This is a genomic window from Lederbergia sp. NSJ-179 (assembly GCF_022867885.1).
In the GTDB taxonomy this organism is placed as follows: domain Bacteria; phylum Bacillota; class Bacilli; order Bacillales; family Bacillaceae_C; genus Lederbergia.
The window spans coordinates 1-12,716 of sequence record NZ_JALIFP010000034.1; the positions used below are offsets into that span (position 1 = coordinate 1).

A 12,716-nucleotide genomic window follows, 5' to 3' on the forward strand; every position below is an offset into this window, starting at 1 on the left:
AGGATGGCTCACAAACAAAAATTAATGGTGGGTAATCCAACCTCGTAAGCCATGCAAATCCTTCTGGCTGTAACATAGTAGAAGATCCACGTTCTACCCCACCTTAAAAATTAAAAATCCGTGTCTTGACAATGGGGTCCACTTTAATCATCCCAAAATTTCGAAGGAAAATGATTAACGGGTTCACGGTACTTAGCCTATCCTTCATTTTGGTTTTCATTTCAGCCCAACTGTTATTTTTCAATGGAATTATTGTAGATGAGCTTGGATTAGGTGGGGATTCTGTAGTTTCCTATCTGTTCTTAGCCATTGCAGGCTTTTCATTAGCGAATATTCTGATCTATTTTTCGTCAAAATTAAAAAGAGGTTCATAAATACAGGAGGGATTTAAATGGTCCTCACAATCCTCATTATAATCGCTATCACCTTGCTTAGCGTAGAAATCCAGTTAAGAAAAGCGAATAAACAAAACGAAGAGATGATAGATTTATTGAAAAAAATACATGGAAAAAATAATGACTTTCCTAGTGAGTGATCACTTAAGCAAAAAGTAGAAGGTTTATACCCAATTCATATTAAAGGAAAAATGGAGAGTGCTAACCAATGAATATTATAAACGTATTAGACAAGGGCTATGTTCGACTTGTAAATCATATGGGTTCAGATTTGACTGTAGTAAATGCTGCAAGAGTTTCTTATGCAAAAGAATCCAAAGAATTGAACGAGAAAGATGTTAAGTTAATTAAATTTCTTGCTAGAGAAGGCCATACTTCTCCATTTCGACATGTAATCGTACAATTTGAGGTGTATGCACCACTTATGGTAGCCAGACAATGGTGGAAGTATGTAATTGGTTCTTCTCACCAAGAAGGAACAGGAGATAGTTTAGATGCATGGAATGAATCAAGTCGAAGATACATAACAGAAGAGCCTACTTTTTATATTCCTTCCAGCAAAGAATGGAGAAGTAAACCAAAAAATTCTAAGCAAGGCAGTGGTGAAATAGTTACGTTGGAAATTGGCGATAAATATAGCCATGAGCTTATGGCATATGTTGACGAGGGATTACGCAAATATGAATCAGCTCTAAAAGATGGAATATGTCCAGAACAAGCGAGATTATTTCTCCCTGCTTATGGAATGTATGTACGATGGTATTGGACTGCATCCTTACAGTCAGTTTGTCATTTTTTAAATCAAAGATTAGAACATGATGCTCAAAAGGAAATCCAAGAATATGCAAAGGCTATTCTTGAATTAAGTAAACCATTATACCCCAATGCTATAAACGACCTTATAAAAAATAGTGATAGATAATGCTAACTTAAAAGCTTCAATTCTATCAGAGGTGATGTTTTAGATACTATTAAATAATTGTAGGTTTAAAGAAAGACCAAAAGAATGGTAAGAGGGGGTTGTGAAATACTGTATAGAGCTGAATTAATAGAAGAATAGATTAGGACATAATGAGCGAGGTGGTGATTGTTAAAATGATTGGCGTATTTCTTGATCGAGATGGCACAATCGGCGGTGATGGTGGGGGTGTCCACCCATTTAAATTTACTCTTTATAATTTTTCCGCAGAAGCAATCAAACTCTTAAATGACAATGGAATCAAAGTATATCTCTTCACTAACCAAAGTTGGATAGGGAAGGGAAAGTTTTCAGAACGAACATTCTTAGAAGGCACCAATAAGATGATTGAAGGTTTAAAGGAAAAGAATGCTGTTTTAGATGGGATTTATTATTGCCCACACACGCCAGAAGAAAATTGTGAATGTCGTAAACCCCAACCGACGTTATTGCAGCAGGCTCAAAAGGAACATAATTTGGATTTGACAAAATGCTATATTGTTGGTGATCGATGGAGTGATATGGCATCTGCTGCCAATGTTGGTTCAAAGAGGATATTAGTGAAAACAGGTAGAGGATTAAAGTCCCTGCAGGAACAATCTAACAGACAGATAGCGATTGATCATGTTGCTGACAATGTATTGGATGCTGTTAAATGGATACTTGCAGATTTAAATAGATGAAATGGAATCGCAAAATTTGGTTTTTGAACGTAAATGCGGACGAAAAACTACCTTTTCCTGATCATTATTTTGATTTAGTGTATACAAAAAGGGCCTAGGTTGTACAAAGAAGACTCTCGAATAAGGAAACCAGGCAGTATTATTAAGGGGTTTTTTCACAGTAATAAGTTTGGAGGGTTTATGTTGTCTTTTAAACCACTTAACATAAACTGTATATTATTTGACTGTATGGAAACGCTTGTTGACTTGACCGATATACCGGTTCCTGAAGATTATTCCTTTTGGGCTTTTAACGGTTCCGGAACAGAAAAATATTGGGATAGTTTTGAGGAGTTTTTTCAAACTCATCAATTAGCGCGAAAGAAATTTAATCATGAACTACCAATGCATAAAGAGTATGGTATGGAGCAAATTTTTAGTTTGTTAATTGAAATGAATCATTCAATCAGTAATGAGCTAAGCACTGGGGTGAGGGATAAATTATTAGAGACCTATTGGGGGAATTATATTTCGAGGTGTTATGTGAAAGAAGAAGTAAAGGAAGTGTTACCGCGATTAGCAAATCATTTTAGACTAGGAGTGGTGTCTAATTTTAAGGTTGAGAGAGGTATTGAAAAGCTTCTTAAGATTAATGAAATAAATAATTATTTTGATTTTGTGATTACGTCAGTTGACAATGGATGGAGGAAGCCACACCCCAATATTTAAGCAATAGAGAAATCCTATTCAAATTCAAGCGGAATTTTGTTTGTTGGAGATGACTATATAAATGACTTTATTGAGCCCAAGAAATATGGAATCCGATCATTATTATTAGACAGGAATGATAAACATAGTGATGAGAAGGATAGAATAACTAATTTCCGCCAACTTGAAACTTATCTTTTATCATCTTATCAATAATAGCCCCCGTTAGGGTCCAATCTATATCTTACATTTTTGCAGATGGCTGCATATTCAATAAATTAGCTGACTAAAAGATTTGGAATTGAAATGCTCAAAGAAAATGAGGGTGAGAAAAGTGAATTATTTTATTTTGACGGGAGCTTCACGAGGGATAGGCGAATCTATTTGTAAAAAATTATTATTAAAGGATCACCATTTAATATGTGTTTCGAGAGAGAGAAATGATTCACTCATTTCACTGGCAAACTCTAAATTGGATTATATCCAATATGATTTAAACAATGTATATGGAATAGAAGAATTAATGGAAGAAATTTTTGAGAAAGTTGATTCTTCTGTTGTTGAGTCTTTAACTCTCATTAATAATGCAGGTTTAGTTTTTTCGCAGAAGATTGAAGAAACCGAACCAGACTCTATTATAAAAATAATGAATGTCAATTTACTTTCCCCAATGATTTTAACTTCCAGTTTTATCAAAAAGGCTGAACAGTATGATGTTGAGAAAAGAATTTTAAATGTTTCATCTGGTTCATCATTCAATTTAGCCCCTGGTGGAAGTTGTTATTCCACATCAAAAGCAGGGCTTGAAACGTTCACAAAAAGTATTGGAATAGAGACAGGAAATGTAAAGATCATGGCCATTCGACCGGGAATGGTTGACACAGATATGCATAGTGATACTGTGAACAGAAAAAATATAAAATCGGCTGATTATGCAGCTAAGAGAATACTCACATTTTTGTTTGAAAGATTTGAACATGGAAAAGTAGTAAGGGCTTGGTAACATAAGATTCAAAGGGGGCAGTCTAAATAGCTGCTAATCACATATTACGAAGATGTGGGCTATAGAAATCCGAAAATTACCTTAGCAATTTTGGGGAATCAATGTCTTTATATGATGAATTTATCGAAATTGCTAAAACTATGAATAAAGAGTTAAATAATATTATTCCAGGTTTATACGGTTCGTTAGTATTGGAAAAGGGGAATTGAATTTTCACCACAAGACATGATATTCTAGTTCCTTTAATTTTATTTTGTCTTTTACAGGATGATGGCTTTTCAAAGATTGCAAGTTGACGGTGTGAGCAGGGAGCGACTAAAGATTGCAACGGATGAATTTTTGAAATGTCTTGATATGGATCTACTAAAGGGATGAAAATTGGGGGATTTTTATTTAGATTGTTTTCGGTATAGAATTACTTTTGCTCTTATGATAAAGTTATCCATATTATACTAGAAAGCGAGTGATTATTGTGGGAATAGAAAAAATATTCAAGACTTCAATTATATTAGAGGTGCGGAAGGGATAATCACGCTTCAATTGAGAACCTTTCCGTGCTTAAGTACAAAACACGGAGGGACAAGCGAATGTCGTTTAGTTATTATGGAGAACTTTGTACTGAGGTTTATGATTTAACGAAAAAGATCGGGCAATCGTTTAACGGAGATATAGAATACTATAAAGATAGACTAAAACCTATCAAGGGAAGAATACTTGAAGCAATGGTTGGTTCCGGACGAGTCATTATTCCGCTTCTTGAATCCGGATTCATTATTGATGGAGTTGACTCCTCTCATGAAATGTTGGCTTCTTGTCATCAACGCTGTGAAGAGCGCGGATTGAAGCCAAACTTATATCAAGCGGATTTGAAGGAACTTTCTTTGCCGAACAAATATGAAGCAATTATTATCCCCGCTGGCTCATTTTTGTTGATTGAAAAACGTGAAGATTCGATTGCAGTGTTAAAGAAACTCTTTGATCATCTTCTACCGGGTGGACGTCTTATTCTAGATCTTTTTTTACCAGACAACATTAATTTTGCGCCTACAGATAAGTCTGAGATAACTCCATTCACTTTGCCCAATGGAGATACTATTATCATGGAAGATAGGCTCGTTGAGGTAGATATTTTTAATCAATGTAAAGTTTCTTATCTGAAATATGAGAAATGGCGAAACGGGGAATTAATTCAAACTGAATTACAGCGGTTTGCATTGCGTTGGTATGGAGTGGAGGAATTCAAATTCGTGTTAGAGAGTGTCGGTTTTTCTGACGTTGTTATATCTGCGGATTTCGAATATGGTAAACAACCGAGTAACGGTAACCAGGAATTCATTTATGAAGCTGTGAGAAAATAATAGATGGATTCGAAATGAACAAATCAAGCCCAAACTGTTAAGACAGTAAAGGGTTTGATTTGTGTTAATGTTGAAAACAACTTACTACTTTAACAATCTTGCCTAGTTTAGTAAGCTTAGGACTAAAGCTGACTGCAAGGAAATTCGAGTTTCCCATGTACCTCATAACAAGGTAGCTAATGGACTTTATAAAGGGTTAGGTTTTAAAGAAACGGGTGAAATGGAGGACGAAGAAACTGTTCTAAGTTACACGATAAACCGTTAGTAGAACGGATGAAATCGTTATTGAAATGGAGCGATTAATATCTACTCAAATGACAGTGTGAGAGGTAGACGAAGCTAATTCGAAGGAAAAAACAACCAACTTCGTACAATGAACCAACAAGGCTTCGGTTATTCGTTACCCTCTCTTCAAGCTCGGATGAATTGTTAATGAACCACTTTTTTTAGCAGAAACAAATATAAGAATATCTAATAGCCGCTTAGCTTTTGACATTTATATCATTTTTATTAATCATGTCATTACACAACAAAGCTCAGAAAATTTATTACATTATAAAAAATTAATTTCATTTTCTGAATTTCTCAATTTTTCCCCGCATACTCATGATAACTTTCCCCGTCATCTACCTTACAATACTTACCTGGCCAGAATGCATGTCGACCTAACACCGCTGTAATGGATGGGACTAGCAACGGTCTCACAATAAACGTATCTAGTAATATCCCAATCGCCGTAATTGCACCAAAGTGAACTAGTACTTGTAAAGGCATAACAGCTAAAACAGAAAATGTTCCCGCTAAAATTAACCCAGCTGAACTGATGACACTACCTGTTTCTGCAACACTATTAGCAATTGCCTGTTTCAATGGCATGTTTTTACGCTTTTTCCAAATACTTGACACTAAAAAGATATTATAATCTTCACCTAGTACAACTAAAAATACAAATGCATAAAGAGGAATTAATCCTTGGATTTCTTGTACGCCAAATCCATAATGTAACACAATCCAACCAAGTCCTAATGCTGATGCATAGGATAATAATACAGTTGCAAGTAAGTAAATAGTTGCAACAAGTGATTTTAAATAAACAAATAATAATAAAGCTATCACAATTAATAAAACGGGAATAATTATGTTTTGATCTCTATTAGTGATTTGATCGGTATCATATAATGAAGCCGTTTCACCAGCTAACCAAATAGATTGATCGTTGACAGGGATTCCTTCTTCTTTTAATACATCACTTGTAAGTTGTTTGAAATCGGAGATGCCTTCAACTGCTTCAGTAGAATACGGATTAATATTTAATGTAAATTCCCATAACTGATAATCTTTTTTATTCTCTCCTTCTTTTACTTCCTCAACCGTTTCCACTAGTGAATGATTTTTCAGGGTTTCTTCTAACGAAACTTCTTTTCCTTTGGTATCAACAATTAATTTAACCGGAGCAATTTCTCCCGGTGGATAATGATCCGCAATTATTGCAAATCCTTCCCTTGATTGCATATCTTCAGGGAATGAATCAAGTAAACCATACGTAAATTGCATTTTTGGGACAAACGCGGCTAGAGCACTTAATAAGATAGTTGTTGCAATAATAATTGTCCACGGTCTTGCAGTCACTAACCCTCCAATTTTGCTTCCGAAACGATGTGCTTGCTTTGGACGAGTTAATTTCTTACCTTTTTCTTTTTCCCGTTGAACCATCATTTCCTCAGTACGTGGTATAAATGGAATAAAGGCAATTCTTCCTAATAGAGCTAAAATTGCCGGTAATAATGTTAAAGCTGCAATTCCCATAATAAATATCGATAAGCTAAATGGCACAGCAAAACGATCATACGATGCATAATACGCTAAACTTAATGCTAACATTCCGATTACAGTTGTCATCGAACTCATCATAATTGCTCCACCGGTACCGGTAATTGCATTATTTAAGGCAACATATTTATCTTCATGTTGTTTTAACTCATCACGATAACGGGAAATTAAAAATAAACAATAGTCTGTTCCTGCACCAAATAATAAAACGGTCATTATTGAGATTGTTTGGCCATCAACTACAATCCAACCCTTGTCTGCTAAAAATCCGAGTAGCGGACTAATTAATCCATACGCAATTCCAACAGCAACCAGTGGAACAAGTGCCAAAATTGGTGATCGATATAATACAATTAATAAAATAAATACAATTAGAACAGTTGTAATTAATAAAGTAATATCTGCGTTACTAAATAACGACACTGCATCTGTTTGAATGCCGACGGGTCCAGAAAAACGAACTTTTAATTGATCTGATTCTAATTTTGAGTCTAATACTTCCTCACCAATATCTGTTCGAATGATTTTCTCTAATTCATCTAATCCAGTTTGTAGTTTTTTAGTCGATGCTGTTTCATTAAAAAAAACAGGTGTAATGAGTGCTTTTCCATCTTCAGAAACACTACCTAAGAGAGCCTCCGCAGGCATTTCACCAAATGGCGGAATAAAACTTTGCTCACTAACTGGCTGTTCGGTAAGCGAAGTATACAATTGTTGAATCTTTTCAACATCCTTTATTTGCAAACCTTCTTCCTGATGCCAGACTAATAATAAAGGAACGCCATTATTATCTGAAAACTCCTCATTTACAATTTCATTTCCCTCAACAGACATCGTATGATCTGGTAATAATTGATTATCTGTTGTTTCTTTCTCATTTACTTGTGGCCATACAATTGAAAATATACCGATTATTAAAACCCATATTAAGATAATTAGCCATCTTGTTTTAGGATTAGCAACAATCGCTCCTATTTTATTAAACATACCATTCACTCCCTTTTTATTAAGATTAATTATACATACATGTATGATAATTAATCAAGTGCCATATATGTTATAATAAAATTAATTATTATATTAGGGTGAAGGAATATGGGAAATCAATTACGGAGACCATTGGGTCGACCTAAAAAAGTAGCGAATGAATTAACTACAAATGATAAAATTTTATTTTTGGCCACTGAACTATTTTTAGATAAAGGTTATACCAACGTTTCTATGGATGATGTCGCCAAATACTGCAATGTAACGAGAGCGACGGTTTATTACTACTACAAAACAAAAAACGATTTATTCACTGAGGCAATGGTTCAATTAATGGTACGCATCAAACAACAAATTATTCGTATTTTATCAACTGAAGAACCATTACGTTTTCGATTATTTAAACTTGCAAAAGCACATATTGAGGCAACGGTAGATATGGACATTAATGCATTTATGAAAGAAGCTAAAATTGCCTTATCCCTTGAACAATTACGTTTAATGGAAATATCGGAAAATGAAATGTATTTTGCATTAGAACAAGCTTTACAAGCAGAAATGAATAAAGGAAATATTCCTAAAAGTAATGCCCGTCTTCAATCGATTTCTTTTGTAGCTTTATTAACAGCAGGAAAAAAACTTGAATATGAACAAGATTTAGAAGGCTTAGTGAATGAAATTTTAGATTTATTTTGGTATGGAATTTCATCAAAGGAATAACATACAAATATATCAATAAAACTGAATAGTTAAAGAGGTGCCCCATTTAAGTCGGACAGGGAGTGTAAATTATTTTGTGTAATTGGAAGCAGGTTCGAGGACACTGAGTATTCTATAACTGAGGAGAACAGTTTTAACGCGGTTAGTGAAAGATAGTGTTTTTCATTCCAGATGAGCCAATGCTTTCTCTTTTTTAGGTATGTTCAAATAAATAACTAGTCAATTTATGGAAAAAGCTAAAAAAATACCCTTTGGTTATCTTTTAATGATAAGTGACAAAACATAAATTCATGGTTAAAAACAAAGGAATTTTTCATGAGAAGTTTTTTGAATACGCTATCTTAAAGAAGAAGGAATTGATTCAAGGATTAATGATAAACACTTTCGTAAGCCACTCACACTAAATTAAATTCCGTATTTGGAAGGAGCTATGTTCGTGATGGTCTTAACAGATTATAGGGAATTGAAAAAAGCTTTAGCATCCAATCAATATTATTTAGATGACTTGACATGTAAGAAACTGATTACCTATTTAACATTGGGGAAACCTATTGGGCTGAGGGGAGAACCTGGAATCGGAAAATCAGAGCTAGCTGAGCAAATGAGCCAGCTATTGAATGCAAAATTTATTGATATTGAGTGTCATAGTCAGCTTGAAGCTACGGACATCGGTGTTTCTTGGAATTCATTTAAGCAAATTGTAGATGCACAGACGAATAGATTAACTAGTGATCCGTTCAGTAAAGAGTATCTTAATCTGACACCACTCTTAGAATGCTTAAATTCTGATCAACCTGTTGTTTTAAGAATTGATGAAATTGATAAATTAAATGAAACGACATCTAATTTTTTTCTTAGATTTTTAGATAAAAAACAAATGGTTGTACATGATTTAGCAGAAGAACCCAAATTATTGCAAGCAAAATCACCTATATACATATTTCTCACCAGTAATGAATATCAAACCTTGGACCCGGCCATTATGCGTCGGATTGCTTGGATTGAGCTTAAGTTTCCAGAAGAAAAGAAGTTAGCAGAAATGATCTCAGCTAAAACAGACTGTGGCTATGCTATGGCAAAGCGAATTGCCTATATCGTTCATCGTCTTCGGTTATTGTCGCTAGAAAAAAATCCATCGATTGGTGAAGTCTTAGAATGGACAAATGCTCTTCTATTGGAAAATAAAGGTGCACTTACTCTCGATGCCATACAAGTGACGATTGGTCTCATTTTAAAATATCCGAAAGATGAGAAGAAAGGATGGGATGAAATATCTTCATGGCAAGTAAATTAAATATCGAGTTCCTCGTTAAATGGTATAAACAACAGATGGATGGCTATTTAGAGAAAAGGCGTATGAGGATGTCTTTAGATACAATTATTGATCATATGATATTATCTCGAGAAAGAGAGAATTCGAAAGTGAGTATTGCTCCTCAATGGGATAAGCGAATGGATTCAGCAAAAAGTACAGATCCCCCCAATAAGAAGCTGGATATTGACAGCAATGATCAAGTATATATAACGGATTTATCGGAAAGTAGATCTGAAAAAACAATAAATTCCTCAGATTCATCTGACGGGGAATATGGAGAATTTATAGATGAATTAAGCGATTATCATTTTTATGAGTCTTTAGATGAATTATTAACTAAAGAGAGAAATCATCCTTGTCAAATAAACACCGAATCGATCTATAATAAGAAACAATATCAAACTACTTCAGTCCAATCGATAGAATCAAGCCTAGAAAATAATATTGAACAACTAGATGATCAGGGGATAGAGGAACTGAAATATATTTTTCGAAGATTAGTCAAAAATAATTCGAGCCTAGCGTTCAAATCACAGCAAATTGTTAAAAAAAGACGATATAAGAATATTGATGCGAAAAGAACTGTGAGAAAAATAGCAAAAGCTGGTGGTCTATTTAATGGGTTTAGTTATAAAGATAGCCCCTCCCTGTCCTCTCATAGAGATAAACCACTTGAATTATTAATTATTGGTGATGTATCAGGCTCAATGGGAAAGTATGTAGCCATTACTTTATATATTATTTCTTGCTTGGAAGAAGTAGCGTCGATTGTTACATATATTTTTTCGGATCTTCCAACCTATATAAGTGCTTTGGTTAATAAGGGATCATTTAGAGAGATGTATGAAGAAATGAAAAATCAGGCAAATTCATGGGAGAATGGAACAAGAATATCGCTAGCATTAAAAAATGTACGTATGGAAAAAGCATATTCCAAAGAAACGATCGTGCTTTTAATTACCGATGGGGGGATTAGTCTTGTTGGCAATGATTGGGAGGATACAGTGAAAGAATTAATTGAATTAAAAGAGGAAGTAGATAGGATGGTTCTTGTGACCCCAAATTCTGAACTAGTGAGTGATGGGCCAGAGTGTGAAAAAAAGTTATGGGATGTCGAGCATTTCCCTAGACAGGGTAATGATTTATTGAGTCCAGAACTGCAAAAAATTGCAAGATATGGATTGTTGACTAGATATCATGATCAAATCATCGAATGTAAAACAGCGCAGGATATTACATCACTAATCGAACAAATATTGACTGGTTATAGAAGAAAAGAATCGGAATTCATCCTACATTGAAAAAGGCAAAAGAGATGGGGGTCACTCCATCATTGTTTTAGGGCATAAAGACTATTATCCAAGGTTTGGCTTTAAACCAGCTAGTTTATGGAATATACCAGCTCCATTTGAGGTGCCGGATGAAGTAGTTAACGAGAATTCCTTAGTAAAAATGCCAGATGTTGTCCAATATTCAAAAAGTGGCAAGTAATGACATCCAACTGAAAAAGGTTCCCCTGGAAATCGTGTGATCAGGTTTTCTATGGGTAGCCTTTTTTTAATGGGTTAATTCCTGAAAAAATAAGGGTATTGTAATGATAAACTTCGAGAGGAGGATCTATGTGATTGAGACATATCTTGATAGAAAAAAATCTGAAATGATTGACCTTTTGGAACTGCTCGTTAATACAGATAGCGGTTCTTACGATAAAGAAGGCGTCGATATTGTCGGAACCATTCTAAAAGAGAATTTTGAGAACACAGGTATGCATGTAAAGGTGCATCGGGAGAAAAAGTTGGGGAATCATCTGGAAGTAAAAGCTCCAGGTAGCGATCCGAAGATTCTGATCATCGCTCATATGGATACCGTCTTTCCAAAGGGAGAAGCGAAAGAACGCCCGTTTAAGGTGATAGGAGATAAAGCTTTCGGACCTGGTGTGAATGATGAAAAAGCAAGCCATGTCCAAGTTTTATATGCCCTGAAGGCGTTAAAGGAAAGTGGATCAGAAGCATATAAAAATATACATGTTATTTTTAACAGTGATGAGGAAGTCGGTTCACCCACCTCAAAGCCATTGATTAAACACGCTGCAGAAGATAAGCAATATTCATTAGTCGTGGAATGTGCCCGCCCAAACGGTGGTGTTGTGACCGAGCGAAAAGGAGTCGGAAATTTTTTACTGACTGTAAAAGGAAAAAGCGCCCATGCTGGAGTGGAACCGGAAAGAGGGCGGAGTGCCATTGAGGAAATCTCGCATAAGATCTTAAAACTTCAAAAGTTAAATAATTATGAAGAAGGGTTGAGTGTAAACGTAGGGTTAGTCAGTGGCGGAACCTCAAGTAACACGGTGCCACCGAATGCAGTAGCTGAAATCGATGTTCGGATGAAAGACGAGGAACAGGCTGGTGAGCTAACAAAGGAAATGACGAAAATAGCCCAGGGAGAATATGTACTAGGAACGACTACGGAATTAAGAGGAAGTATTAGCAGACCACCGATGGAAAAAACGGAACAAACGAAGCAACTGGTAAAAGTGATTCAAGAAGCGGGAGACGAGCTTGGAATGTCGATCCATGAGTTGAGCTCAGGCGGGGGATCTGACGCTGCTTTTACGGCAGTGGAAGATATTCCAACGGTGGATGGAATGGGACCCATGGGAGAATTCTCTCACAGTGAAACAGATGAATATACGGACTTAGAGACTTTCCCACAACATACAGCATTGTTGGCGAAAACGATTGAAAAGTTAAGCAAGTAACAAAGCTTCTGCAGCTCTCCCG

General features: G+C 35.3%; 11 protein-coding genes and 1 pseudogene. 11 read left to right on the forward strand and 1 reads right to left on the reverse strand.

From position 1 onward, the window contains the following. Positions 1 to 391: 391 nt before the first annotated feature. The 6 genes from MUB24_RS18305 (at position 392) to MUB24_RS18330 (ending at position 5,084) form a co-directional block, all read left to right on the forward strand. Complete coding sequence (locus MUB24_RS18305; RefSeq protein ID WP_244706640.1) at positions 392 to 535, forward strand: hypothetical protein; 144 nt, start codon at positions 392 to 394, stop codon at positions 533 to 535. A gap of 68 nt (positions 536 to 603) precedes the next feature. Continuing rightward, positions 604 to 1,317 carry an FAD-dependent thymidylate synthase gene (thyX, locus tag MUB24_RS18310; RefSeq protein ID WP_244706642.1) on the forward strand — a complete coding sequence of 238 codons (714 nt, stop codon included), beginning with the start codon at positions 604 to 606 and terminating at the stop codon, positions 1,315 to 1,317. A 173-nt stretch (positions 1,318 to 1,490) separates the two neighbouring features. Continuing rightward, entirely contained in the window at positions 1,491 to 2,036 is a 546-nt protein-coding gene (locus MUB24_RS18315) for a D-glycero-alpha-D-manno-heptose-1,7-bisphosphate 7-phosphatase (RefSeq protein ID WP_244706643.1), read from the forward strand. A 183-nt stretch (positions 2,037 to 2,219) separates the two neighbouring features. Beyond that, positions 2,220 to 2,744: an HAD family hydrolase gene (locus MUB24_RS18320; protein WP_244706645.1), complete on the forward strand. Its 525-nt coding sequence runs from the start codon at positions 2,220 to 2,222 to the stop codon at positions 2,742 to 2,744. A 313-nt stretch (positions 2,745 to 3,057) separates the two neighbouring features. Further along, positions 3,058 to 3,726, forward strand: coding sequence for an SDR family NAD(P)-dependent oxidoreductase (locus MUB24_RS18325; protein ID WP_244706647.1), 669 nt, complete (start codon positions 3,058 to 3,060; stop codon positions 3,724 to 3,726). A gap of 587 nt (positions 3,727 to 4,313) precedes the next feature. Continuing rightward, positions 4,314 to 5,084, forward strand: a complete 771-nt coding sequence (locus MUB24_RS18330; RefSeq protein ID WP_244706648.1) for a class I SAM-dependent methyltransferase — start codon at positions 4,314 to 4,316, stop codon at positions 5,082 to 5,084. A gap of 585 nt (positions 5,085 to 5,669) precedes the next feature. Here MUB24_RS18330 and MUB24_RS18335 read toward each other — a convergent pair. Next, positions 5,670 to 7,901, reverse strand: a complete 2,232-nt coding sequence (locus MUB24_RS18335) for an MMPL family transporter (protein ID WP_244706650.1) — start codon at positions 7,899 to 7,901, stop codon at positions 5,670 to 5,672. Positions 7,902 to 8,009: 108 nt separating this feature from the next. Between MUB24_RS18335 and MUB24_RS18340 the strand changes: the two genes are divergently transcribed. The 5 genes and pseudogenes from MUB24_RS18340 (at position 8,010) to MUB24_RS18355 (ending at position 12,694) form a co-directional block, all read left to right on the forward strand. Next, positions 8,010 to 8,621, forward strand: a complete 612-nt coding sequence (locus tag MUB24_RS18340; RefSeq protein WP_244706651.1) for a TetR/AcrR family transcriptional regulator — start codon at positions 8,010 to 8,012, stop codon at positions 8,619 to 8,621. A gap of 439 nt (positions 8,622 to 9,060) precedes the next feature. Next, on the forward strand, positions 9,061 to 9,915 hold the full coding sequence (locus MUB24_RS18345) for an AAA family ATPase (protein ID WP_244706715.1): 855 nt from the start codon (positions 9,061 to 9,063) through the stop codon (positions 9,913 to 9,915). 158 nt (positions 9,916 to 10,073) lie between these two features. Beyond that, complete coding sequence (locus MUB24_RS18350) at positions 10,074 to 11,237, forward strand: VWA domain-containing protein (RefSeq protein ID WP_396426781.1); 1,164 nt, start codon at positions 10,074 to 10,076, stop codon at positions 11,235 to 11,237. Next, positions 11,207 to 11,427: pseudogene (locus MUB24_RS23720) on the forward strand (GNAT family N-acetyltransferase); the annotation flags it as partial. The gene MUB24_RS18350 and the pseudogene MUB24_RS23720, both read left to right, overlap by 31 nt. A gap of 130 nt (positions 11,428 to 11,557) precedes the next feature. Further along, positions 11,558 to 12,694 carry a M20 family metallopeptidase gene (locus tag MUB24_RS18355; protein WP_313898475.1) on the forward strand — a complete coding sequence of 379 codons (1,137 nt, stop codon included), beginning with the start codon at positions 11,558 to 11,560 and terminating at the stop codon, positions 12,692 to 12,694. Positions 12,695 to 12,716: the final 22 nt, after the last annotated feature.